At 71.0% G+C, this 23,664-nt stretch carries 24 protein-coding genes; 12 read left to right on the top strand and 12 right to left on the bottom strand.

Going from position 1 to position 23,664, the window contains the following annotated elements; translation table 11 throughout:
* The first annotated feature begins 26 nt into the window (after positions 1-26).
* Together ABZS66_RS16400 and ABZS66_RS16395 are read left to right on the top strand one after the other, a co-directional pair.
* Entirely contained in the window at positions 27-857 is an 831-nt protein-coding gene (locus tag ABZS66_RS16400; RefSeq protein WP_354758283.1) for a biotin--[acetyl-CoA-carboxylase] ligase, read from the top strand.
* Between the two features lie 66 nt (positions 858-923).
* Positions 924-1,469 carry a PH domain-containing protein gene (locus ABZS66_RS16395; RefSeq protein ID WP_354758281.1) on the top strand — a complete coding sequence of 182 codons (546 nt, stop codon included), beginning with the start codon at positions 924-926 and terminating at the stop codon, positions 1,467-1,469.
* Between the two features lie 183 nt (positions 1,470-1,652).
* Here the strand turns inward: ABZS66_RS16395 and ABZS66_RS16390 are convergent, their stop codons facing one another.
* The 3 genes from ABZS66_RS16390 to ABZS66_RS16380 are packed head-to-tail and all read right to left on the bottom strand — an operon-like array spanning position 1,653 to position 5,763.
* Positions 1,653-2,645: a 4-hydroxy-3-methylbut-2-enyl diphosphate reductase gene (locus tag ABZS66_RS16390; RefSeq protein WP_354758279.1), complete on the bottom strand. Its 993-nt coding sequence runs from the start codon at positions 2,643-2,645 to the stop codon at positions 1,653-1,655.
* Positions 2,642-5,008 carry an FtsX-like permease family protein gene (locus tag ABZS66_RS16385; RefSeq protein WP_354758277.1) on the bottom strand — a complete coding sequence of 789 codons (2,367 nt, stop codon included), beginning with the start codon at positions 5,006-5,008 and terminating at the stop codon, positions 2,642-2,644. The genes ABZS66_RS16390 and ABZS66_RS16385 overlap by 4 nt, the downstream gene beginning before the upstream one ends.
* A complete protein-coding gene (locus ABZS66_RS16380; RefSeq protein WP_354758275.1) occupies positions 5,005-5,763 on the bottom strand; it encodes an ABC transporter ATP-binding protein in 759 nt (252 codons plus the stop codon). The genes ABZS66_RS16385 and ABZS66_RS16380 overlap by 4 nt, the downstream gene beginning before the upstream one ends.
* A gap of 110 nt (positions 5,764-5,873) precedes the next feature.
* On the opposite strand from ABZS66_RS16380, the gene ABZS66_RS16375 reads away from it, so the two are divergent.
* The 5 genes from ABZS66_RS16375 to ABZS66_RS16355 all read left to right on the top strand — a co-directional run bounded on the left by ABZS66_RS16375 (position 5,874) and on the right by ABZS66_RS16355 (position 9,764).
* Complete coding sequence (locus ABZS66_RS16375) at positions 5,874-7,106, top strand: sensor domain-containing protein (protein ID WP_354758273.1); 1,233 nt, start codon at positions 5,874-5,876, stop codon at positions 7,104-7,106.
* The gene (locus ABZS66_RS16370; protein ID WP_354758271.1) at positions 7,094-7,738 is read left to right on the top strand and encodes a response regulator transcription factor; all 645 of its coding nucleotides are present in this window, start codon (positions 7,094-7,096) and stop codon (positions 7,736-7,738) included. Before ABZS66_RS16375 ends, ABZS66_RS16370 begins: the two co-directional genes overlap by 13 nt.
* A gap of 158 nt (positions 7,739-7,896) precedes the next feature.
* Complete coding sequence (gene xseA / locus ABZS66_RS16365; RefSeq protein WP_354758269.1) at positions 7,897-9,117, top strand: exodeoxyribonuclease VII large subunit; 1,221 nt, start codon at positions 7,897-7,899, stop codon at positions 9,115-9,117.
* A gap of 20 nt (positions 9,118-9,137) precedes the next feature.
* On the top strand, positions 9,138-9,557 hold the full coding sequence (locus ABZS66_RS16360) for a GNAT family N-acetyltransferase (protein ID WP_354758267.1): 420 nt from the start codon (positions 9,138-9,140) through the stop codon (positions 9,555-9,557).
* A 6-nt stretch (positions 9,558-9,563) separates the two neighbouring features.
* On the top strand, positions 9,564-9,764 hold the full coding sequence (locus ABZS66_RS16355; protein ID WP_354758265.1) for an exodeoxyribonuclease VII small subunit: 201 nt from the start codon (positions 9,564-9,566) through the stop codon (positions 9,762-9,764).
* On the opposite strand, the gene ABZS66_RS16350 is transcribed toward ABZS66_RS16355, so the two are convergent.
* Complete coding sequence (locus ABZS66_RS16350; RefSeq protein ID WP_354758263.1) at positions 9,748-10,464, bottom strand: TetR/AcrR family transcriptional regulator; 717 nt, start codon at positions 10,462-10,464, stop codon at positions 9,748-9,750. The genes ABZS66_RS16355 and ABZS66_RS16350 overlap by 17 nt on opposite strands.
* 92 nt (positions 10,465-10,556) lie before the next feature.
* Between ABZS66_RS16350 and ABZS66_RS16345 the strand changes: the two genes are divergently transcribed.
* Positions 10,557-11,477, top strand: coding sequence for an NAD-dependent epimerase/dehydratase family protein (locus ABZS66_RS16345; RefSeq protein WP_354758261.1), 921 nt, complete (start codon positions 10,557-10,559; stop codon positions 11,475-11,477).
* Here ABZS66_RS16345 and glpX read toward each other — a convergent pair.
* The gene (gene glpX, locus ABZS66_RS16340; RefSeq protein WP_354758259.1) at positions 11,423-12,439 is read right to left on the bottom strand and encodes a class II fructose-bisphosphatase; all 1,017 of its coding nucleotides are present in this window, start codon (positions 12,437-12,439) and stop codon (positions 11,423-11,425) included. The genes ABZS66_RS16345 and glpX overlap by 55 nt on opposite strands.
* A gap of 163 nt (positions 12,440-12,602) precedes the next feature.
* Here glpX and ABZS66_RS16335 point away from each other — a divergent pair, with 163 nt between their 5' ends.
* Positions 12,603-13,157 carry a DUF4245 domain-containing protein gene (locus ABZS66_RS16335; protein WP_354758257.1) on the top strand — a complete coding sequence of 185 codons (555 nt, stop codon included), beginning with the start codon at positions 12,603-12,605 and terminating at the stop codon, positions 13,155-13,157.
* A gap of 51 nt (positions 13,158-13,208) precedes the next feature.
* On the opposite strand, the gene ABZS66_RS16330 is transcribed toward ABZS66_RS16335, so the two are convergent.
* The 4 genes from ABZS66_RS16330 to ABZS66_RS16315 all read right to left on the bottom strand — a co-directional run bounded on the left by ABZS66_RS16330 (position 13,209) and on the right by ABZS66_RS16315 (position 17,313).
* Positions 13,209-14,177, bottom strand: a complete 969-nt coding sequence (locus tag ABZS66_RS16330) for an NAD(P)/FAD-dependent oxidoreductase (RefSeq protein WP_354758255.1) — start codon at positions 14,175-14,177, stop codon at positions 13,209-13,211.
* A 46-nt stretch (positions 14,178-14,223) separates the two neighbouring features.
* Entirely contained in the window at positions 14,224-14,850 is a 627-nt protein-coding gene (locus ABZS66_RS16325) for a rhomboid family intramembrane serine protease (protein ID WP_354758350.1), read from the bottom strand.
* 127 nt (positions 14,851-14,977) lie between these two features.
* Positions 14,978-15,661, bottom strand: a complete 684-nt coding sequence (locus ABZS66_RS16320) for a lytic transglycosylase domain-containing protein (RefSeq protein WP_238008088.1) — start codon at positions 15,659-15,661, stop codon at positions 14,978-14,980.
* 215 nt (positions 15,662-15,876) lie between these two features.
* The gene (locus ABZS66_RS16315) at positions 15,877-17,313 is read right to left on the bottom strand and encodes a PhoH family protein (protein WP_354758253.1); all 1,437 of its coding nucleotides are present in this window, start codon (positions 17,311-17,313) and stop codon (positions 15,877-15,879) included.
* A 264-nt stretch (positions 17,314-17,577) separates the two neighbouring features.
* Between ABZS66_RS16315 and otsB the strand changes: the two genes are divergently transcribed.
* The gene (otsB, locus tag ABZS66_RS16310; protein ID WP_354758251.1) at positions 17,578-18,360 is read left to right on the top strand and encodes a trehalose-phosphatase; all 783 of its coding nucleotides are present in this window, start codon (positions 17,578-17,580) and stop codon (positions 18,358-18,360) included.
* On the opposite strand, the gene ABZS66_RS16305 is transcribed toward otsB, so the two are convergent.
* On the bottom strand, positions 18,348-19,118 hold the full coding sequence (locus tag ABZS66_RS16305) for an isoprenyl transferase (protein ID WP_354758249.1): 771 nt from the start codon (positions 19,116-19,118) through the stop codon (positions 18,348-18,350). The genes otsB and ABZS66_RS16305 overlap by 13 nt on opposite strands.
* A 111-nt stretch (positions 19,119-19,229) precedes the next feature.
* Complete coding sequence (locus ABZS66_RS16300; RefSeq protein WP_354758248.1) at positions 19,230-21,056, bottom strand: phosphoenolpyruvate carboxykinase (GTP); 1,827 nt, start codon at positions 21,054-21,056, stop codon at positions 19,230-19,232.
* Positions 21,057-21,346: 290 nt separating this feature from the next.
* Here ABZS66_RS16300 and ABZS66_RS16295 point away from each other — a divergent pair, with 290 nt between their 5' ends.
* Both ABZS66_RS16295 and ABZS66_RS16290 read left to right on the top strand, forming a co-directional pair.
* A complete protein-coding gene (locus ABZS66_RS16295; RefSeq protein WP_354758246.1) occupies positions 21,347-21,865 on the top strand; it encodes a GtrA family protein in 519 nt (172 codons plus the stop codon).
* A 113-nt stretch (positions 21,866-21,978) separates the two neighbouring features.
* On the top strand, positions 21,979-22,560 hold the full coding sequence (locus tag ABZS66_RS16290) for a GtrA family protein (RefSeq protein WP_354758244.1): 582 nt from the start codon (positions 21,979-21,981) through the stop codon (positions 22,558-22,560).
* Positions 22,561-22,713: 153 nt separating this feature from the next.
* On the opposite strand, the gene ABZS66_RS16285 is transcribed toward ABZS66_RS16290, so the two are convergent.
* Positions 22,714-23,103 (bottom strand): hypothetical protein, encoded by a 390-nt coding sequence (locus ABZS66_RS16285; protein WP_354758242.1) that lies wholly within the window; start codon positions 23,101-23,103, stop codon positions 22,714-22,716.
* Between the last annotated feature and the right edge of the window lie 561 nt (positions 23,104-23,664).

Raw genomic sequence — 23,664 nt, 5'->3', positions numbered from 1 at the left:
AATCGCAGCCGAACTAGGGTCGGGCTGTGAACATTTACACCGACCTGGAGCGCCCGCCGCTGCGGCCCCTCGCACTACGCCGCGCGCTGGTCGTCCCGGGCGGTTTCTGGACCGACCTGCGCGTGGTGGCGTCGACCGGCTCGACCAACGCCGACGTGGCCGCCCTGGCGCTGAAAGGCGCCCCGGAGGGCCTGGTGATCGTGGCCGAGCAGCAGACCGCCGGCCGCGGCCGCCTGGGCCGGCAGTGGGAGTCGCCCCCACGGGCCGGCCTCGCGCTGAGCATCCTCCTGCGCCCCGCCGTCCCGCCGTCCCGCCTCGGCTGGCTGCCCCTCCTGGCCGGCGTCGCCCTCGCCGAGTCGGTCCGCCGGGTGGCGCGCCTCGACGCCTACCTGAAGTGGCCCAACGACCTGCTCGTCCAGGGCGACCGCAAGACCGCCGGCATCCTGGCCGAGGGCGTCGCCGACGGCGCCGTCGTCGTCGGAATCGGCCTGAACACCACGCTCCGCGAGCACGAGCTGCCCCGCCCGGACGCCACCTCGCTGGCCCTGGCCGGTGCGGCGAGCGCGGACCGCGATCCACTGCTCCGCGCGCTCCTGCGCTCTTTCCAGGAGTTGTACCTCCAGTGGCGCGACGCCGGGGGCGACCCCGCCGCGTCGGGCCTCCGCGAGGCCTACCTCTTCCACTGCGGCACCATCGGCCGCCGGGTCCAGGCGTCCCTCCCGGGCGGCGTCTCGTTGACGGGAGTCGCCACCGGGATCGACGATGACGGAAGACTGCAGGTCACGGACGGTTTCGGCGTGATCCATGCGGTCGCTGCCGGCGACGTCGTGCACGTCAGGCCAGATCCGGCCGGGTAGCGGAGTGCCCCTCCGTGCCCGGAGGGTCTAGCCTCACTGCCGACATTCATGAACGAGGAGGTTGGCGTGGGGTTCCCGGAAAGCGTCCTCACCAAGGACGAGCAGGTGGTGCTGCACCTGCACCCCCACTGGAAGGCGCTGGTCCTGCCGGTGGTCTGGTTCGTGCTGGCCGCGGCCGCGGTCGCCGCGGTCGCGATCTTCACCAGCCTGGCCGGCATCGGCATCCTGATCATCGCGGCCGTCGCGTTGGTCCTGGTCATCGTGGTGACGGTGTGGCCCTGGATCAAGTGGCGCACCACGCATTACGTGTTCACGAACGAACGGGTCATCATGCGCAGCGGCGTGTTCTCGCGCAGCGGCCGTGACATCCCGCTGGGCCGCGTGAACGACGTATCGTTCTCGCACACGCTCTTCGAGCGCATGCTGGGCTGCGGCACCCTGACCATCGAGTCGGCGGGCGAGCGCGGCCAGGTCCAGCTGACGGACCTGCCCCAGGTGGAGAAGACCCAGAGCGTCCTGTACGAGCTGGTGGACGCAGACCGCCAGAAGCACACCTTCGGCGACGACGACCGCGAGGCCCTGGTCAACGAAATCAAGAACGACAACGCGTAACCACAGCCGGCGCGAGCCGAACCCGCACAGGGGTTCGGCTCGCATTGGTTTCAGCGTCTGGACACGGCTCGCTTCGGGCGCACTCACCTGCCCGGCCGGCTCGCTCTGGGCGCCGGCCCGCTCTGGGCGCCGGCCCGCGTGTTCCCGGCTTCCGTGTCCCCGACGGCGCTCCGGCCGAGGCGGTCAGCTCAGGGTCTTGGCAACCTCGGCCGCGCGGGCGGCGGCGCCGGCCTTCATGTCGCGCTTGAGCTCCTGCGGCAGGGAGAACACCAGCTTCTCCTGCGCCGTGGTGATCTCGGCGACGTCGCCGAACCCGCGCTCGGCGAGGAAGTCGAGCACCTCCATCACCAGCTCGTCCGGCACCGACGCGCCCGACGTGACGCCGACGGTCGTCGCGCCGGTGAGCCACTCGTCCTGGATCTCGCTGGCGTAGTCGATCAGGTAGCCCGCCTTGGCCCCCGCGTCGACCGCGACCTCGCGCAGCCGCTGCGAGTTCGACGAGTTCTGCGAGCCGACGACGAGCACCAGGTCGCAGTTCGGCGCCATGGCCTTGACCGCGTCCTGCCGGTTCGACGTCGCGTAGCAGATGTCGTCGCTCGGCGGCGACATCAGCAGCGGCAGCTTCGTCTTGAGCCGCGCGACCGTCTCCAGCGTCTCGTCCACCGACAGCGTCGTCTGCGACAGCCAGACCACCTTCGACGGGTCACGGACGGTGACCTTGTCGACGCTGTCCGGCCCGTCGACGAGCTGGATGTGCGTCGGAGCCTCACCGGTCGTGCCGACGACCTCTTCGTGCCCTTCGTGACCGATGAGCAGAATGTCGTAGTCCTCGGCGGCGAACCGGCGAGCCTCCTGGTGGACCTTGGTCACCAGCGGGCAGGTCGCGTCGATGGCCTTCAGCGAACGGGACTTCGCCTGGTCGTGTACCTCGGGCGCGACCCCGTGGGCCGAGAACACCACGATCGCCCCCTCCGGCACCTCGTCGTTCTCCTCGACGAAGATCGCGCCCTTCGCCTGCAGAGTGCTCACGACGTGCTTGTTGTGCACGATCTCCTTGCGGACGTAGATCGGCGCGCCGTACAGCTTGAGCGCTTCCTCGACGGTCTGGACCGCTCGGTCCACGCCGGCGCAGTAGCCGCGCGGCTTGGCAAGCAGGACACGCTTCGAACCAGTCACCCCGCCATGGTACGTGCCCCCGCCGCCGAACCGCCTCGCCGCAAGAGCGGCAGCCCGCCCCGCCGCAGGAACGGCAGCGCGCTCGCCGTCACCGCCAGCCCACCGCACACGCCGACCACCGCCGCGAGCGTGCCCCACGGCATGACCAGGGTCACATCCGCCCCGATCTCCTCGGCCAGCCCGGCCCGCGCCTCGAACAGCGCCGGCACTGCCACCGCGAGCCCCAGCAGCGTCCCCGCCGCCACCGCGACCATTGCCTCGACCACGACGACCCGTAACGTCTGCCCCGTCGTCGCACCGGTGCGGTGGAGGGTGACGAACTCCTGCCGCCGCCCATACGTCGCCATCAGCAGCGTGTTGGCCACCGCCAGCCCGGTATACCCGACGGAGATCCCGAGCAGCACCGCCAGGAACAGGTTGATCAGGTCGCCCTCCTCGGCCGCCTGACGCTCGACATACGCCCTGGCCGTCAGCTCCTCCGCCCCCGCCACCGGCGTGAACGGCCCGGCCAGGTACACCACCTCGGTCAGCGCCGTCGGATCGTGCGTCCGCACGAGCGCCCGGGGCAGCACGACCGTGTCGATGAACACCTCGTCGCTCACCTGAGCGACCGTCACCGGCTGCACCGTGCCGTCCACGAACCGCAGCGCCACGGACTCCCCGACCCGCCAGCCCAGGGACGGTGCCACGACCAGCCCGTCGACCTCGGCCGACCCCGTCGCCCGGATCGGCTCGCCTGACGCCAGGTACACCACGCTGGACAGCTCCGACCGCCCCCGCTGCGCATGCACCGCCGCTTCGGTCAGGCCCGGCGCCGCCGCCGCGGGCGCGGCGACCGCCCGCTCGGGGATCTTCGCGGTGTCCTCGATGCCGACGGCCTCGTTGGCGGTCTGGAACGTGCCCACCAGCAACACGGCGAACCCCACCGCCGCCAGCACCGGCGCGGCCGTCGACGCCACCCGCCGCGCCGCCACCGTGGTGCCCTCGCGGACCAGCATGCCCGTGGCGCCCCGCCGGAACGGCCAGGTCACCAGCCGGACCAGCGGAACCACCACGGCCGGCGCCAGCAGCGCGGCCGCGACCAGCAGCACCATCGCCGAGCCGAGCACGATCGTCGGCTTCTGCTCCGCGGTCGATCCCGGCAGCAGCGCCGCGAGCCCGCCGCCGGCCACGACGCCCAGGCCGCCGAAGATCCAGCGGGACAGCGTCATCGGCCGCTTCTCCGCAGCCGCCTCGCGCAGCGCGTCCAGCGCCGGCACGCGACTCGCCCGCCGCGCCGACATCCATACCCCGAGCGCCGCCACGACCATCCCGGCGGCCAGCGCCGCCGCCATCGCCCACCACGACAGCCCGACCCGGAACCCGGCCGGCTCCAGCCCGACCGCCACGAACGGCCCCTCCAGCAGCGGGGCCAGCAGCGCCCCGCCGACCGCGCCGAGCACGCCCGCGCCCAGCGCGACGAGCAGCACCTCGGCCAGCAACAGGCGCCGCACCTGCCCCGGCGTCGCCCCGATCGCCCGCAGCAGCCCGATCTCCCGCCGCCGCTGCGCCGCGCTGAACGCGCACGTGGAGGCCACGACGAATACCGCCACGAACCCGCCTACGAGCACCGTCGCGATGATCAGCTGCGCCCCGAGCCAGCGTGTCCGCGTATCCTGCGCCGGCTCGGCAGCAGACCGCTCGGCGCCGGTCAGCGGCTCGCCCAGCGCGCCGAGCCCCAGCCCTTCGGCCACGCGCTCCGCATCGGCGCCGGGCGTGAGCCGGAGCCCGATCACGGTGACGCCGCCGGCCAGCGACCGGGCGGTCGCATCGTCGACATACAGCCCCGGCCCGTCGATCGTCCCGGTCACCGTCCACGTGGCCGGTCCCGAGGCGGTGAGGACCGGCAGCTGCCCGCCGACCGGCACCCCGAGCGCGGCGTCGACCACGACCCCGCCGGGCCTGTCCGGCGCGCTCCCTTGCAGCAGTTGGTAAGGGCTGAGGCCGGCCGACGCCCACCCCCGTCCACTGTGGACGGCGTCGCGCGCGTTGCCGACCGGTCTGCCGTCGACGAGCCGCTGCACGTAGAACGTCCGGTCGGGGATCGCGGCCGCCACCCCGGCCGCCCGGCCGGCCCGCGCGACCAGCTCGTCGACCTCCTCGGGCGACCACGGGCGATAGGTTGGGAACCCGCCCTCCGGCGGGTCGTAGCTCGGCGACGCGATCAGCACCTCGGCCGCCGCCAACGGCTTCGGCGTGCGCGGCTGCGCGGACGCCCACAGCGCGAGGCTGCCGGAGATGACCGCCACGCCGACGGCCAGGGCGGCGAACGTGCCGAGGAAGCTTGCCCAGCGGTGCCGGACCATTTCTTTGGCGAGGATCATCCGAGGCCCCTCGTCTCCAGGTGGGCCATCCGGGACGCGATCTGCTCGGCGCCGCGGGGCTCCCGCAGCTCGTCGACGATCGCACCGTCGGCCAGGAACAGCACCCGGTCGGCGTGCGCCGCCGCGAGCGGGTCATGGGTCACCATGACGACCGTCTGCGCGTGCCGGTCGACGGCCGATCGCAGCAGCCGCAGCACCTCGCGCGAGGCGGTGTTGTCGAGCGCTCCGGTCGGCTCGTCGGCGAAGAGCACGGCCGGCTCGGTGACGAGCGCACGGGCGATCGCCACCCGTTGCTGCTGGCCGCCCGACAGCTCGCTCGGCCGGTGCGTCGCCCGGTCGGCGAGGCCGACCTCCCGCAGCATCGAGCGAACCTGGCCGGCGGCGGCCCGCCGGCCGGCGAGGCGCAGCGGCAGCTCGACATTCTGCTCGGCGGTCAGCGCGCCGACCAGGTTGAACGCCTGGAACACGAACCCGACCCGCTCGCGGCGCACCCGCGTCAGCGCCTTCTCGGACAGGGGCGTGAGGTCGACGCCGTCGATCAGCACCCGCCCCTCGGTCACCCGGTCGAGCCCGGCGGCGCAGTGCAGCAGCGTCGACTTGCCCGAACCGGACGGGCCCATCACGGCGGTGAAGCTCGCCGGGGCGAACCCGACGGTGATGTGGTTGAGCGCGGTCACCGTGTGCTCGCCGGCGCCGAAGCGACGGGTCACGGACCACAGCTCGACGGCTTGGCGGGTCTGCAGTGTCGTTGTCACGGGTTCGAGCAAACCCGTTCCGAGGCGCGGGCACAGTCGAGCAGAGTCGACTCTTTTCAGTAGACCCTGCTCTACTGTGCCCGCCCCGCACCGGCGGTACCGTCGCGTCTGTGCCAGTCCGATCCGCCTTCGAAGCGCTGCATATGCGCCCCACCAAGCTCCTCACGTCGCGATGGCCGTGGCGCGGGTTCGCCTATGTCGCCACGAGCGCCGTGCTGGGGCTCGCCACCCTGGGGGTGCTCACGGCGCTGCTCGTGCTGGGCACGCTGTTCAGCGTCGTGGTGGTGGGGCTGGCGGCGTTCGTGGCGATCGCGCTGTCCGGCGTCGCCGTCGCCCGGATCGAGCGGTGGCGCATCACCCTCGTCGAGAGCGAGGAGCTGCCCGACCCGCACCGCGCGCCGGACGAGCCGGGCTTCCGCACGTGGGTCTGGTTCCGGCTGAAGGAGGCGGCGACCTGGCGCGAGCTCGGCTACGCGATGGCGCTGGTCTCGATCATGTGCTGGCTCGACTCGATCGTCATCGCCCTGGGCGTGTATGCGTTGTTCGCGCTGTGGTTCGCGCCGTTCTACATCGATGACGTGCCGCTGGTCTGGACGCTGTCGATGTCGGCGTTCGGGTTCGTCGTCGCGGTGCTGTATGCCTACGGGCTGATCGCCTGGGCCGTCGCCCGGGCCGCGGTCACCCGCGCTGTGCTCGGGCCGCGCGACGACGACCCGCGGATGATCGAGCTCAACCGGTCGCGCGCGCGGCTGGTCGACGCCTTCGAGATCGAGCGGCGGCGGATCGAGCGCGACCTGCACGACGGCGCGCAGCAGCGCCTGGTCGCGCTCAACATCGAGCTCGGGCTCGCCCGGCTCGAGCTGCCCGAGGGGTCACCGGCCGCCGTGTCGGTCGAGCGCGCGCACCGGCTGACCAGGGAGGCGCTCGACGACCTGCGGGAGCTGATCCGCGGGGTGCATCCGAAGATCCTCACCGACCGGGGGCTGGATGCCGCGCTGCACGAGGTCGCCGACCGGGCGGTGCTGCCGGTCGACCTGGACCTGAGCCTGCCGGACCGGCTGCCGCAGCACGTGGAGGTCGCGGCGTATTTCGCGGTGGTCGAGGCGCTGACCAACGTCACCAAGCACAGCGGCGCCAAGCGGGCGAAGGTGGCGGCGTCGGTGCGCTACGGGCGGCTGAGCGTGCAGGTGCGCGACGATGGGCAGGGCGGCGCGGATCCGGCGCGTGGCACCGGCCTCACCGGGCTGGTCGACCGGGTCGCGGCCATTGACGGCAAGGTGGCGTTGGCCAGTCCGCCAGGCGGGCCGACGGTGGTGCATGTGGAGATTCCGTGCGAATTGTGATCGCCGAGGACGGCGTGCTCATCCGGGAGGGCATCACCGGACTGTTGACCCGGTTCGGCCACGAGGTGGCCGCCGCGGTCGGCGACGCCGCGGCGTTGACGGCCGCCGTCGAGGAGCACCGGCCCGATCTCGTCGTGACCGACGTCCGCATGCCGCCGACGTTCAGCGACGAGGGGCTGCAGGCGGCCATCGCGCTGCGGAAGGCGCATCCGCAGCTGGCGGTGCTGGTGCTCAGTCAGTACATCGAACAGACCTACGCGAAGGAACTACTGGAGTCGGCGCGGCGCGGCGGCGTCGGCTATCTGCTGAAGGACCGCATCGGCGACGTCACGGAGTTCGCCGACGCGGTCGAGCAGGTGGCCACCGGGCGCACGGTGATGGACCCGGAGGTGGTGGGGCAGCTGCTCGGGCGCCGGCGGGACCCGCTGGCCCGGTTGACGCCCAAAGAGCGGGAGGTGCTCGGGCTGATGGCCGAGGGCCGGTCCAACGCGGCCATCGCCCGCACGCTCACGGTTACCGACGCGGCCGTCGCCAAGCACATCGGCAACGTGTTCGCGAAGCTCGACCTGCCGGCCAACGACGACGACCAGCACCGCCGCGTGCGGGCGGTGCTGGAGTATCTCCGCGGATGACCGACGCCGCGCCGGTCGCGCCGCGTGCAGGGAAACCGTGCCCGAGCACGGGCGCCGTGTAGGCAGCGGCCGCGGCTGAGGGCGAACAGCGTTGTGTTCGGGTGTGGGACGGAGTCGCCTGAGCAGAAACTGTCAGACCGGGTGCGTAGGGTGTCGCTATGACCACGCCGCAGCAGCCAGCCTCCACGAGCGACGAGCCGTGGCCGGTTCGTGTGGTCAGCCAGAAGATCGGCGCCTGGATCGGCAAGCTCGGCTGGATCTGGGTCGACGGGCAGGTCGCCCAGATCACCCGGCGCCCGGGCACCAACACCGTGTTCCTCACCCTGCGCGACCCGTCCGCCGACCTGAGCCTGACCGTGACGACCAACCGTGACGTGGTCGACCTCGGGGCGCCCAACCTCACCGACGGGGCGCGGATCGTCGTGCACGCGCGGCCGGAGTTCTATGCGGCCCGCGGGTCGCTGAGCCTGCGGGCCGACGAGATCCGGCAGGTCGGGCTGGGTGAGCTGCTCGCCCGGCTCGAGCAGGTGAAGAAGCTGCTGGCCGCCGAGGGGCTGTTCGACCGGGCGCGCAAGCGGCGGCTGCCGTTCCTGCCGGCCCGGGTCGGGCTGGTCACCGGGCGGGCCAGCGCGGCCGAGCGGGATGTGCTGACCAACGCGCGGCGCCGCTGGCCAACCGTGGACTTCCGGGTGATCAACGTGGCCGTGCAGGGGCCGTCGGCGGTGCCGCAGATCATCGACGCGCTGGCGGTGCTCGACCGCGACGAGACGATCGACGTGATCGTGCTCGCGCGCGGGGGTGGCTCGACCGAGGATCTGCTGCCGTTCTCCGACGAGGCGCTGTGCCGGGCCGTGTTCGCCTGCCGGACGCCGGTCGTGTCCGCCGTCGGGCACGAGACCGACGTCCCGCTCGTCGACTTCGTCGCCGACGTGCGGGCGTCGACGCCGACCGACGCCGCCAAGCGGATCGTGCCCGACCTCAACGATGAGCTGCGGCTGATCGGCCAGGCCAAGCAGCGGCTCGACCGGGCGCTGCGCGGGCTGCTCGACCGGGAGCAGCACCGGCTCGACCTGATCCGGTCGCGGCCGTCGATCGCCCGGCCGCTCACCATGGTGGACAGCCGCGCCGCCGAGGTCTCCGCGCTCCGCGACCGGGCGAGCCGCAACCTGAGCCACCGCCTCGACCGGGCCGGCGCCGAGCTCGGGCACACGCTCGCCCGCCTGCGCACGCTGTCGCCGTCGGCGACGCTCCAGCGCGGCTATGCGATCGTCCAGCGCGAGGACGGCGCCGTGGTCCGGGCGCCGGGCGCCGTGTCAGCCAAGGACCAGCTCCGCATCCGGCTCGCCGACGGCGAGCTGGCCGCAACTGTCAACGAGTGACACCGGGGGGAGAGGGCGTCGTGTCGCAGCGCGTCCAGGAGCATCTGGCGGCGAGTGCCGGCCACGGGCACGAGGTGCTGCGCGCCGGGCTGTTCACCCTGACGATCAGCGGGCACGACCCCGGCGACGTCGAGGCGTTCCGCAGTCGGGACCGGCAGCCCCGCCTGGAGTACCCAGCCGGCGTGTCGGGCGAGCCGGTCGGCGGCGGCGTCGCGATCGCCGTGCGCGACGGCATCAGCGAGGTGGCGGGGATCGCGGCCCGGCCGAAACACGAGCGCCGCGGCATCGGCGGCGCGCTGACCCCGCACCTGACCCGAGCTGCCCACGCCGCGGGCGCGACACTGGTGTTCCTGACCCCCGGCGGTGACGCGCAGGAGCGGGTCTGTTCGAGCGTGGGCTACCGGCGCACCGATTCGGTGCTGTTGCTGTCGAAGGAGTAGGCGGAGATGACCGAGCCGAAGACGGACGGCCCCGAGCTGTCGTACGAGCAGGCCCGCGCCGAGCTCGCCACCGTCGTCGAGAAGCTGGAGTCGGGCGGCACCACGCTCGAGGAGTCCCTGGCCTTATGGGAGCGCGGCGAGCAGCTCGCCGTCGTCTGCCAGCGCTGGCTGGACGCCGCCCGCGCCCGCCTCACTCCGTCCTCGTAGCGGGCGGGGCCGGCGGGATGCCGATGTAGCGGGCCTGGGCCCGCATCTGGTGGTCGAAGAGCGCGGCCGGGGTCGTCACGGTGTTCTGGAGCTGGCCGAAGATCTCGAAGCTCACCTGGCCGAACAGCATCACCCAGGCCGACAGCGCCCGGGCCACGACCCGCAGCGGGGCGTCGGGTGAGATCGCGCCGCTGATGCGGCGGATGTCGTGCTCCACCTCCGCGCCGGGGAGTGGGTCGTCGTTGTCCGGGATCGCGCCCGACACGGCACCATCCTGGACGATCGTGCCCAGGACCGTCACCGCCCGCGTCGCGGCCGCCACCGTGTCCTGCGGCGCCCGGTAGCCGGGGACCGGGCTGCCGTAGATCAGGGCGTACTCGTGGGGGTGCGCCACCGCCCAGGTCCGCACCGCCGTGCACATCGCCATCCACCGGTCGTGCAGCGCCTCCCGCGGCACCTGCCCCTCGGCCTCCTCCACCGCCGAGCCCAGCGCGTTGTACGCGTCGAGGATCAGCGCCGTCAGCAGGTCGTCCCGGCTGGCGAAGTACCGGTAGACGGCCGACGACACCATCCCCAGGTCGCGGGCCACGGCGCGCAGCGACAGGTTCGCGCCGTCCGTCGCCAGATGCTGCCGCGCGATCTCCTTGATCTCGTCGATCATCTCCGCCCGGACCCGGGCCCGCAGTGAGGTCGCCTTCATGCCTCCATCTTCGCATGCTCTCTTGCGTGAGCACTGCTCTCGGTCCTATGCTCTGAATCGAGAGCACTGCTCACACAAATCGGAGGCCAGCAATGCACGTCATCGTCGGAGCCGGATCCATCGGTACCGCCATCGCCGAAGAACTGGCAGCGGGCGGGACCCCGTCGACGGTCGTCACCAGGAGCGGCAGCGGGCCGGTGCACCCGCTGGTCAAGCGGGTCGCGGCTGACGTCTCGGACGCGGCGGCGTTCCGGAGGGTCGCCAAGGGGGCGACGGTGATCTACAACTGCGTGAACCCGCCGTACCACGCGTGGCCGAAGGAGTGGCCGCCGATCTCGCGGTCCATGATCGTGGCGGCCGAGGAGAACGACGCGGTGCTGGCGATCACCGGGAACCTGTACGGGTACGGCCCGGTCGACCGGCCGATGACCGAGGACATGCCCCTGGCGGCGACCAGCGTCAAGGGCCGCGTGCGGGTGGCCATGTGGCAGGAGGCGCTGGCCGCGCCGATCCGGACGCTCGAGGTGCGGGCGTCGGACTACATCGGCCCGCGGTACACGATCATGGAGATGGCGCTGCCGGCGATGCGCGCCGGGAAGACGGCCTGGGTGCCGGGGGCGCTGGACGTTCCGCACTCCTACACGTACGTGGGCGACGTGGCCCACACGCTGGTCGCGCTCGCACCGGACGAGCGGGCCTGGGGCCGGGCCTGGCACGCGCCGACCGCCCCGCCGCTCACCGCCCGCGAGATCCTGACCAGGCTGGCGAAGGTGGCGGGGCTGCCGGCGCCGCGGCTGCGCTCCTATCCGCTGCTGGCGGTGCGGGCCGCGGCGCTGACCGACAAGTTCGTCAAGGAGTTCCTCGAGGTGCGCTACCAGCACGTCCGCCCGTTCGTGCTCGACTCCGAGCGGGTCAGGGAGACGTTCGGGCTGACGTACACGCCGCTCGACGAGGCGCTCTACAACACCGCGGTGGGCTCGGAGAAGGTCCCGTCGAAGTCCACCAGCGAGTAGGCGCGCAGCTTCTCCAGGCGGTGGAACGAGTCGATCCAGCGGATCGTGCCGGAGCGGGAGCGCATGACGATGGACTGGGTGTACGCGCCGCCGGAGCGGTAACGGACGCCCTTGAGCAGGTCGCCGCTGGTCACACCGGTCGCGCAGAAGAACATGTTGTCGCCGCCGACGAGGTCGTCGGTGTACAGCACGCGCGACAGGTCGTGGCCGGCGGCGATCGCCTTGTCCCGCTCCGCGTCGTCCTGGGGCCACAGCTTGGCCTGGATCGCGCCGCCCATGCACTTGAGGGCGACGGCGGCGACGATGCCTTCAGGTGTACCGCCGATGCCCATCAGGACATCCGTCTCGCTGCCCTCGCGGGCGGCGCTGATCGCGCCGGCGATGTCGCCGTCGGAGATGAACCGGATGCGGGCCCCGGTGCGGCGCACCTCCTGGATCAGCTGCTCGTGCCGCGGCCGGTCGAGGATGCAGACGGTCAGCTCGGAGACGCTGGAGCGCTTGACCCGGGCGATGCGCTTGAGGTTCTCCTCGACGCCGGCCTCGATGTCGATCACGTCGGCGCACTCCGGGCCGACGGCGAGCTTCTCCATGTAGAAGACGGCGCTCGGGTCGAACATCGCGCCCCGCTCGGCGACGGCGAGCACGGCCAGGGCGTTGGGCATGCCCTTGCTCATCAGCGTCGTGCCGTCGACGGGGTCCACGGCCACGTCGACCTCGGGGCCGGTGCCGTCGCCGACGCGCTCGCCGTTGTACAGCATCGGGGCGTTGTCCTTCTCGCCCTCGCCGATCACCACGACCCCCTGCATGGGGACCGAGTTGATCAGCAGGCGCATCGCGTCGACGGCCGCTCCGTCGCCGCCGTTCTTGTCACCCCGCCCCACCCAGCGACCGGCGGCCATCGCCGCCGCCTCGGTGACCCGGACCAGGTCAAGGGCCAGGTTGCGATCCATCTCACGGCTCATTGCGGCACTCCTCGCGCATCGTTGCGTGGGCGTGGTTCACGGCTGTATCCGTCATGGTGTCAGGCCATGCGTCTGAACGCTCGTTCGCTCGCCAATGCGTGGGCCATTTCATGCTGTACTCCCCACTGTTTGCAGTGGAACCCCGATCGGTCACGATGGGAGGGTGGACGCCGAGACCAAGACCGACGCTGAGACCGACACCGCGGCAGCACCCCCGCAGCGCGCCGGGCGCCGGCCGCGGGACATGGCGCTGTCCATGATCGTCCTGCTGGTCCCGGTGTTCCTCCTGGTGGTCTTCTACCGCTTCCTCGGCCACGAGGAGCCGCCGGCCGTGGACACGACCGAGGTCTACGGTTCGGTCCAGCGCGCCGGGCAGTTCGAGCTGCTCAAGCCCGAGGGCCTCCCGAAGGACTGGCGCATCGCCTCCGCGACCTACACCGACGACGTGCTCCGCCTCGGCGTCACCGCACCCGACGACGGCGCCATGCAGATTGTCGAGAGCGCCAAACCCACCGACGTGCTGGTCGCCGACGTGGTGGCCAAGGAGGCCAAGAAGGCCGGCACGGTGACCGTCAACGGCGTGCAGTGGCAGTGGTACAGCGACGCGCGACCCGGCGAGCGGGCCCTGGTCCAGGTGAGCGGCGACCGGACGGTGGTCGTCGTCGGCCGGGCGAGCGAGGAGCAGATCCAGCAGCTGGCCGGCAGCCTCAAGGCGTAGGCAGGCCGAAGCCGGCCGTCGGCCCCACGCCCTCGGTCGTGAGCTGGTTGCCTACCCGTTGTCGGACGAGTGCCCTGGGAACAGGTGCGCCGACGGGTCGATGATGATCGCGGCGTTGTTGACGGCGGTGGCGGCCTCGCCGAACCCGACCGCGATCAGGCGGACCTTCCCCGGATACTCGCTGATGTCCCCGGCGGCGAAGACCCGCGGCAGGTTGGTCGCCGTCGTCGAGTCGACCTTGATGTGCCGCTTGTCGAGCTCCAGCCCCCAGCCGGCCAGCGGGCCGAGGTCGGCGGTGAACCCGAGCGCGGCCACGATCGTGTCGGCCGGCAGCATCCGGGGCTCGGCGCCGCGGACGATCACCTCGACGCCGGCGCAGCGCGAGTTGCCGTGGATGCGGCTGACCTCGGCGTTGACCACGATCTCGATCGGCAGCGTCTGCACCTTGGCCACCGTCGAGGCGTGCGCGCGGAACCGGTCGCGGCGGTGCACCAGGGTGACCGACTTGGCGATCGGCTGCAGGGCGAGCGCCCAGTCGAACGCGGAGTCGCCGCCGCCGACGATGACCACGTCGTGGCCGGCGAGGTCGGCGAGGTGCGGCACGAAGAAGATCACGCCGGCGCCACCGAACTCCGCGGCGGCTGGCAGCGGGCGGGCGGTGAAGCTGCCGAGCCCGCCGGTGATGAGGACCGCCCCGCAGCGCAACCGCTGCCCGTCGGAGAGCGCCAGCACCGGCCGCTCCTCCACATAGGACAGCTCGTCGGCCCGGACACCCAGGAAATACTCCGGGTTGAACTGCGCGGCCTGCTCGACGAGGTTGGCGACCAGATCGCGGCCGCGGATGCCCGGGAAGCCGGCGACGTCGAAGATCATTTTCTCCGGGTACATCGCCGTGACCTGCCCACCGGGCTCGGGCAGTGCGTCGATGACGGCGGTGGACAGCCCACGGAAGCCCGCGTAATAGGCCGCGAACAGTCCGGCCGGGCCCGCACCGACGATGGCGAGGTCGACTTCCCGCATGCCGGTGACGGTACGGCTGCCGCGTACCAACCGACAACCCTCCCGATCAACTGGGCTCGGGGTCCAGTTCCAGAGGGTCGGCCTGCTCCACCGCCCGTGGCCTGCGGCGACGGAACAGCACGGCGGCGACCAGGCCGCCGATGAACCCGCACAGGTGCCCCTGCCAGCTGATGCCCTCCTCGCCGGGCAGCACGCCGATGATCTGCCAGCCGTACAGCAGGCCGATGAGCACGCCGACCGCGATGTGCCACAGGCTGTGGTCGACCACGCCCCGCATGAGGATGACGCCGAGGTAGCCGAAGATCACGCCGCTCGCGCCGATCACGACGGTGCCCGCGTCGCCGATGAACCAGACGCCCACCCCGGCGACCAGTGCGATGAACGCGGTCGTCAGCAGGAACCGGGCCGTGCCGGCGGCCAGCACGAAGGTGCCGAGCAGGATCAGCGGGGTGCTGTTGGCCAGCACGTGCTCGTAGCCGTCGTGCAGGAACGGCGCGAAGAGGATCCCGTCGAGGCCGTCGATCTCGTGCGGCTTGATGCCGCCGTCCAGGTCGAGGCGGTGGTTGTTGAGCTGATCGAGGAACTCGATCGCGAACAGCAGCGGGACGAAGGCACACATGACGACGAACGCCCGGCCGATCGAGGCGTAGAAGGCCTCGGTGCCGAAGCGCATCGCGTCGTCCTGCCGGGCGTCGTCGAGGCTCACGCCACTGTCGTAACAGGTCCACGCCGATGGCGCCACTCAAGCAGAATCCCGGCCCCGGTGATGTGCACCGAAGGCCGGGATTCGCGCGATTTTTCTAGTACCAGCCGGTGTTCTGGCTGTGCTGCCAGGCCGCGCAGGGCGTCTTGTAGCGGCCCTTGATGTACCCGAGGCCCCAGCGGATCTGGGTCTCCGGGTTGGTCTTCCAGTCGGCGCCGACGGTGGCCATCTTGCTGCCGGGCAAGGCCTGCGGGATGCCGTAGGCCCCGCTGCTCTTGTTCTGCGCCGTGGTGGTCCAGTGGCTTTCCTTGTCCCAGAGCTTCTCCAGGCAAGGCATCTGGTCGAGCCCGAAGCCGACGCCCTGCAGCACAGCGCAGCCGATCTTCTTGTTGCCCGAGTACACGTTGCACGAGGACGGCACCGGGTACTTCGGCGGCGAGTTCGAGGGCGCGCGCGTCTTGTTGCGGCTCGCCTCCTCCTCGGCCTTCCGGCGGGCCTCGTCCTCGGCGGCCTTGGCCTGCGCGGCAGCCGCGGACGCGGCCTCCTGCGCCTTGCTCTGAGCGTCGGCCGGCGCGCTGCTCGGCGCGGGCGTGGCCGACGGCGTCGAATCCTTGAGAGCGGCAGCGTCGGCGGCGTGAACGGGATCGGCCGACGCTTCATGCTGGGTCTGTCGGTTGGCGATCACGAGCCCGGCCACGAGCGCCACGATGAGGACGCCCAACGCACTGCCTGCTCGAACCATGCCGACCCGGTGCCACAGCCGGATCACGAAGATATCCATTCGTCGGGGACAGGGACCCGGTGCGGCCCGGGTCCGGACGAGCCACACTCGCCCGGACCGGTGACGCACCGTGAGCGCCTGATGCCGACATGCCTGGCGTCATGCGCTCGAGACCCACCATCGCCTAGTGCATTCCGGGGTGAGAACCCAAACGATGTCATCTGTGATGTTAATCACGTGATAATTCGGGCTCTTTCCCGCAACTAGGGCATCGATCAACGCTCGAATGGCAGGTCTTCCAGCAGATCCGTGACGACCTCAGCGATCGCCGAACGCTCCGAACGGGTGAGTGTGACGTGTGCGAAGAGGGGATGGCCCTTCAGCGCCTCGATCACCGCGGCAATACCGTCATGCCGACCCACCCGGAGGTTGTCACGCTGTGCTACGTCGTGGGTCAAAACCACCCGAGAATTCGTCCCGATGCGCGACAGCACGGTCAGCAGGACCCCCCGTTCGAGGGACTGCGCCTCGTCGACGATCACGAACGCGTCATGGAGGCTACGGCCGCGGATGTGGGTCAGCGGGAGCACCTCGAGCATCCCGCGCGCCGCGACCTCCTCCATGACGTTGTCGTGCACGAGCGAGCCGAGCGTGTCGAACACCGCCTGGGCCCACGGCGACATCTTCTCGGACTCGTTGCCGGGCAGATAGCCCAGCTCCTGGCCGCCGACGGCGTAGAGCGGTCGGAAGACGATTACCTTCTTGTGCCGGCGGCGCTCCATGACCTGCTCCAGGCCGGCGCAGAGGGCCAGCGCGGACTTGCCGGTGCCGGCCCGGCCGCCCAGCGACACGATCCCCACCGACTCGTCGAGCAGGATGTCGAGGGCGACGCGCTGCTCGGCCGAGCGGCCGCGCACGCCGAACGCCTCCCGGTCGCCGCGGACCAGCCGCACCGACTTGTCGGTGCTCACCCGCCCCAGCGCGGAGCCGTTGGGAGAGGTGAGCACCAGGCCCGTGTGCACCGGCAGGTCGCCGGCGCCGTCGACGTCGATCGCCTCGCCCGCGTAGAGCCGCTTGACGTCGTCCTCGCCGATGCCGAGCTCGACCATGCCGGTCCAGGTCGCGTCGGAGGCCGGCCCGGGCTGGTACTCGTCGGCGGCCAGGCCGACCGAGCCCGCCTTGACCCGCAGCGGCATGTCCTTGGTGACCAGCAGGACGTCCTGCCCCTCGGCCTGCAGCGCGAGCGCCACCGCGAGGATGCGGGCGTCGTCGGTGTCGGCCCGGAAACCGGCCGGCAGCACGTGCTGGTCGGCGTGGTTGAGCTCGACCCGCAGGGTGCCCCCGGCGTCGGTCAGCGGCAGCGGCTCGTCGAGCCGGCCGTGCTTGGCCCGCAGCTCGTCCAGGAAGCGCAGCGAGCGCCGCGCGAAGTAGCCCAGCTCGGGGTGGTGCCGTTTCCCTTCGAGTTCGGAGATGACGACCAGCGGCAGCACGACGTCGTGCTCGCCGAAGCGCAGGAAAGCGCCGGGGTCGGCCAGCAGTACCGAGGTGTCCAGCACGAACGTGCGGCGGGAGGGTCCGGGCTCGGCCTTCTTGCGGCTGCGCCGCACGGCCTTCACGGGCTCTGGCGCAGGCTCCAGACTGGCTTCGGAGGCCTTCTGGGCCCGGCCGCGGGGAGAGGGGGCTGCTGCGGAGGGACTACGGCGAACGGTCACGGGATCTCCGGGGGCAGGCACCTCGCCGCCCGCACTCGCGTCCTCCGACGCCCGCACGGGGTCGGGTGCTGGGCCCCGTGGCTTCACTGGTGATCGAGCGGTCCGGGCCTCGGATGGCCGGGAAACCCCCTGCCACAGCACTGACGCTAACCGGTACTTGCCGGATCCACTAGATCGGTTTGGTAAATCAGGGTGAACCCCCGTCCTGTGAGGTACGCGAAGCTACCCACACGTAGCGAAAATTCATCAGTACTCTGGGACACCATGGGCGCCCCTGAGATCTTCGCAGCGACGGCGGCGCGGGCCGGCCGTTGTGCCTTCTTCTTCGACTTCGACGGCACGCTGGGCCCGATCCGCGACGATCCAGGCTCCGTGCAGCCCGCGCCCGGCATCGTCGAGGCGCTGGGCGAGCTCAACCGCCGGCTCGGCAAGGTCGTGATCGTGTCCGCCCGGCCCGCGGAGTTCCTCCGGGACCGCTTCCGCGACCTGCCCGACGTCGCCGTCTTCGGCCTCTACGGGCTGGAGGTGCAGCGGGCCGGCGGTCCGGTCGAGACCGACCCGAGCGCCGCGCCCTTCGTCCCCGTGATGCGCGACCTGGCCGACCGGGCCCGGGCGGAGCTGCCGGCGGGCACGCTCGTGGAGTACAAGCGGATCGCCGTGGCCATCCACTGGCGCACCGCGCCGCAGACGGGGCCCGAGATCGAGCAGTGGGCCAAGGAGCGCGCGAGCGAGCTCGGGCTGCGCCTCCAGGGCGGCCGGATGGTGCTCGAGCTGAAGCCGCCCGGCCAGCGCGACAAGGGCAGCGTCCTGCGCGAGGAGACCGAGGGCCTGACCTGCGCCTGGTACTTCGGGGACGACCTGGCCGACCTGCGCGCGTTCGCCGCCCTCGACGCCCGGGCGGCGCAGGACCCCGACTTCCTGGCCGTTCGCGTCGCGGTCGCCAACGCGGAGACCGGCCACGCCCTCATCGAGGCGGCCGACCTGCACGTCGACTCGCCGGAGGACGTGCCCGGCCTGCTGCGGGAGCTGCTCGCTCAGGCGCCGTAGCGGCGCTGGCGGTTGGCGTAGGAGCGCAGGGCGCGCAGGAAGTCGGTGCGGCGGAAGCTCGGCCAGTGCACGTCGCAGAAGTAGAACTCCGAGTGCGCGCTCTGCCACAGCAGGAAGCCGGACAGCCGCTGCTCACCGCTGGTGCGGATGACCAGGTCGGGGTCCGGCAGGCCGCGCGTGTACAGGTGGTCGGAGATGTGGTCGACATCGAGGATCTCGGCGAGCTCCTCGATCGTCGTGCCCGCCTTGGCGTGCTCGTGCAGCAGCGACCGGACCGCGTCGGCGATCTCCCGCCGGCCGCCGTAGCCGACCGCCAGGCTGACCTGGGCGCCGCCGCTGCGGTCGGTGGTCTTCTCCTGGGCCACCTTGAGCGCGTGGGCGCTGGCGCTGGGCAGCAGGTCGAGCGCGCCGACGATGCGTAGCTGCCACGGGTTGCGCTCGTCCGCCAGCTCGGCGGCGAGGTTCTCGATGATCTGGAGCAGCGGATCGAGCTCCTGCGCCGGGCGTGACAGGTTGTCGGTCGACAGTAACCAGAGGGTGACGTGCTTGACGGCCGCGCCGTCGCACCACCGCAGGAGCTCCTTGATCCGCTCCGCACCGACTCGATGTCCGTCGTTCGGGTCGACGTAACCCATCTCGCGCGCCCAGCGGCGATTGCCGTCGACGATCACGCCGACGTGGCCGGGCTTGGCTTTACCGGCGAGCTTTCGGGCGAGACGCTTCTCGTACAGCGAATAAACCAGGTCACGCAAGCCCACGGCACAGAAGACTAGCGACCTACCGGGCAAAACAACACCGTTAGCCGTGCACAGGACAGTTGCGAATCGGCGGCCGGCCCGTTGCCGGACCGGCCACCCTTCCGTGTCCGGTCAGCCCAGCCGGGCCTTCAGTGCGTCCAGTTCGGCCCACAGGACGCCCGGCAGCTTGTCGCCGAACTTGGTGAACCATTCCGCCACCTGGGGGACCTCGGCCCGCCACTCGTCAAGATCGACGTGGAGGACGGCCGCCAGGTCGTCGGCTGACAGGTCGAGGCCGTCGACGTCGAGCGCGTCCGGGGTCGGCACATGGCCGATCGGCGTCTCGATCGCGGCCGCGGTGCCCTCGATGCGCTCGACGACCCACTTGAGCACCCGGGAGTTCTCGCCGAAGCCCGGCCAGAGGAACCGGCCGTCGTCGCCGCGGCGGAACCAGTTGACGTAGAAGATCCGCGGCAGCTTGCTGGCGTCGCCGTCGACGCCCTTGCCCATCGCGATCCAGTGCGCGAAGTAGTCGCCCCCGTGGTACCCGATGAAGGGCAGCATCGCCATGGGATCCCGGCGCACCACCCCGACCTGGCCCACCGCGGCCGCCGTCGTCTCGCTGGACAGCGTCGCGCCGAGGTAGACGCCGTGGATCCAGTCGCGGGCCTCGGTCACCAGCGGGATCGTCGTCTTGCGCCGCCCACCGAACAGGATGGCGTCGATCGGCACGCCCTTGGGGTCGGCGTACTCGTCGGCGAGGATCGGGCACTGCTCGATCGGCGTGCAGAACCGCGAGTTGGGGTGCGACGACGGGCCGTCGGCGGCCGGCGTCCAGTCCTGGCCCTTCCAGTCGGTGAGGTGCGCGGGCGGCTCGCCCATGCCCTCCCACCAGATGTCGCCGTCGTCGGTGAGCGCGACGTTGGTGAAGACCGAGTTGCCCTGGGCCAGCGTGCGCATCGCGTTGGGGTTGGTCTTCCAGTCGGTACCGGGGGCGACGCCGAACAGCCCGAACTCGGGGTTGACCGCGTAGAGGCGGCCGTCCTCGCCGAAGCGCATCCAGGCGATGTCGTCGCCGAGCGTCTCGACCTTCCAGCCCGGGATCGTCGGCTCGACCATGGCCAGGTTCGTCTTGCCGCACGCGCTCGGGAAGGCGGCGGCGATGTACTTGACCACGCCCGTCGGCGAGGTGAGCTTGAGGATGAGCATGTGCTCGGCCAGCCAGCCCTCGTCGCGCCCCATCACGCTGGCGATGCGCAGCGAGAAACACTTCTTGCCGAGCAGCGAGTTGCCGCCGTAACCGGACCCGAAGCTCCAGATCTCCCGCGTCTCCGGGAAGTGGGAGATGTACTTCGTGTCATTGCACGGCCACGCAACGTCGTCGGCGCCGCGCTCCAGCGGGGCGCCGACCGAGTGCAGGCAGGGCACGAACGGCGCGTCGGAGCCCATCTTCGTGAGCACCGCGCTGCCCATCCGGGTCATGATCCGCATCGACGCCACGACGTAAGGCGAGTCGGTCAGCTCGACGCCGAACATCGGCTGCTCGGCCGTGAGCGGTCCCATGCAGAAGGGGATGACGTACATCGTGCGGCCGCGCATGCAGCCGTCGTACAGCGCCGTCATGTGCCGCTTCATCTCGTCCGGCGCCATCCAGTTGTTCGTCGGGCCGGCGTCGGCCTCGTCGACCGAGCAGATGAAGGTGCGCTCCTCGACGCGGGCGACGTCGGTGGGGTCGGTCCGCGCCCAGAACGAGTTCGGCCGCTTCTCCGGGTCCAGGCGCACCAGGGCGCCGGACTCGACGAGCTCGTCGGTGATCTGCCGCCACTCCTGCTCGGAGCCGTCGCACCAGACCACCCGCTCGGGTCTGGTGAGCTCGGCGACCTCGCGAATCCAGGCGAGCAGCCGAGGGTGCGACGTCGGTGCCTGGTCGAGACCGGGGACTATGGCTGGTGCTGACATGGCGAACTCCTCGTGGTCGGCACTGACCCAGCCGTTCCGGGGTATGCCGGAAGGCGACACGCGATGGGGCGAGCGTGTCGTGAATTGCACGGCTGATTTGCCTCAGACTAAAACAGCCCGCTGGCTGCGGCACCGTGAGAGCTTGTGAAACGCTGCACAAACCCCGGATAATCTCGCAGCCACTCGCAGAATTTCGCGCGAACTTTTCGTCAACTGCGCACCATCGAGCAAACTGTCCGGTCGGCCGAGGACGGTCCCGCTGGCGTCACTGGTGCCGTACCCTCTGCGAGGTGACGGAGTTGCAGTCCTCGTCCTCGTCTTCGCCGACGGCCGTTCCGGTGGCACGGCCCACCGGCCTGCGCGGCCTCTACGCGCGGTTCGAGCACCTGGTGCACGAGCTGGGGAAGTTCGGCACGGTCGGCGCGATCTCGTTCGCCGTCGACTTCAGCATCTTCAACGTCCTGCTCTTCGCCGACGTCTACCCGCTGCTCGCCGCCACGATCTCGATGGTGGTCGCGGCGACGATCGCTTTCATCGGCAACCGCTTCTGGACCTGGCGCGACCGCGAGCGGACCAACCTCCGCCGCGAGTACACGCTGTACTTCCTGTTCAACCTGGTCGGCCTGGCCATCGCGCTGGTCTGCCTGTGGTTCAGCCACTACGTGCTCGGCGCGGCGTGGCCGTTCTTCGAGGGCAAGCTCGCCGACAACATCGCCAAGAACCTCGTCGGCATGGCGCTGGGCACGATGTTCCGCTTCTGGTCGTACCGTCAGATCGTCTTCCGCAAGAAAGAGCCTGACGCTGCGTGATTGACCCCGGGCGGTAACGGGGTGATTGCGAAGGTGACAAGGTATGGGTGACCTGGCCCGCAGTGGTACGCGTGGGGCGGGCGTCGCTTGGCGACCTCCCGTAGTGTTGCACGGTGCGCCTTGCCAGCAATCTTCGCGACCGGTACGTGCCTGAGCGCTACCAGTCGCTCGTGACCGAGCTGTTCAAGTTCGCCGCCGTCGGCGGCGTGAACACGGTCATCGACTACGCGGTCCTCAACCTGCTGTTGTCGATCGGCCCGCTCAAGGCCAAGATCGTCGCCGCCGTCGTGGCGACCACGGCGTCCTACGTGCTCAACCGCCAGTGGACCTTCCAGTCCCGCGACCGCAGCACGGTCCGCCGCGAATACACGCTGTTCTTCGCACTGAACGGCGTAGGCCTACTGATCCAGGGCGCGGTGCTCGCGGTCGCCAAGTACGGCCTCGACTTCAGCGAGCACAACAGCGACGACCGCCTGGCGTTCAACATCGCCAACGCGGTGGGCATCGCGGTGGCGATGGTCTTCCGCTTCTGGGCGTACCGCACGTTCGTCTTCCGCCCGACCCCCGCCACTCCGGAGGAGGAGCTGGAGGCCGAGGTCGAGGCCCTGGAGGCGGCCCTCACGGACGTCGCGGTGGCTCCCACCCCGCGCCACGCCGACGAGGACGACCTGGAGGACGCCGCCGCCCGCCGCTAGCGCGGCGCCCACCACGTTCGCCGCGCCGCGCATTGCCCCGCGCCGCGCCGCGCGAGGCTCGCCGATCTTGGAGTCATGGTCCCGGAAATATCCGATAAAGGGAACAAATTCGGGACCACAGGTCCAAGATCGCGTGTTCCATCCCGGCGGCGGTCAGCGCGCCGTGGCAATCACGCTGATCGGCGGGTCACCGTGCGTGTACAACGTGTCTACGACAACCTTGAGCCCAGGATTGGCCCGCACCCGGTCGTAGGCACGCACTTTGATCCGCTCCCGATCAAAATCGATCCGATCGGGTTTGTCGGGCGAGTACCGCACCCAGGTCTCCTCCCCGATCATGGGCCCCGCAGTCCCGCGAAGCTTGACACTGATCGAGGCCATGAACGGCGCCCCGTTGTCGGGAAACACCTGCACGCCGACGGTGTACCGGGCAGCAACGGTGTTCCCGTGCGAATCGACGTTCTGCAGCCCGAAGTCGACGCGGGCGATCTCCCCGCGGGCGCTGACCGCATTGGCGCCGGGCTTCCGGCCAAATCCAAACATGCGCGTGACGCTATGCGCTGCGCCCCCAAGCGGACGATCATCTCCCCGACACTCGCCCGTACACCGACCGACACGCCCCGCGGTCATTAACCCCCAAACGACCCGTAACCCCCGCGCGCTCCCGCCGTTTTGGTCCACGGAGCCGCAAACCCGTGCAGGATGACCGCCGGCACCGTCTGGCGCAGGGCCGCCGGCCGGCAGTCCAGCCGCTCAACCAGCGATCATCGAGGCCGGCTCCATGATCGACGGAAACATATGGCTGTCATAGCGACCAGAAGTTTCCCTTGATCATGGACCGCTCGCGCACCCACACCACGCGATGCAGAAACGGGCAAAATTGGCCAATTCGCCGCACCCGAGGATGGCCGGGTATCGAGTCGAGCTGGCGAAGGGCCGGAGCGGCGAAGGCCTGGGTGGCGAAGGGTCGGGTTGGGGAAGGGCCGGGGTGACGAAGACCAGGGTGGCGAAAGCCTGGGTGGGCGACGAGCCGGAATCGCGACGGCCGGAATCGCGACGGCCGGAATCGCGACGGCCGGAATCGCGACGGCCGGAATCGCGACG

The sequence above is a fragment of the Dactylosporangium sp. NPDC005572 genome (assembly GCF_040605515.1).
Taxonomy (GTDB): Bacteria; Actinomycetota; Actinomycetes; order Mycobacteriales; family Micromonosporaceae; genus Dactylosporangium.
Note: the sequence above shows the minus strand (reverse complement) of the source record. Positions and strands in the feature narration are given on the sequence as shown.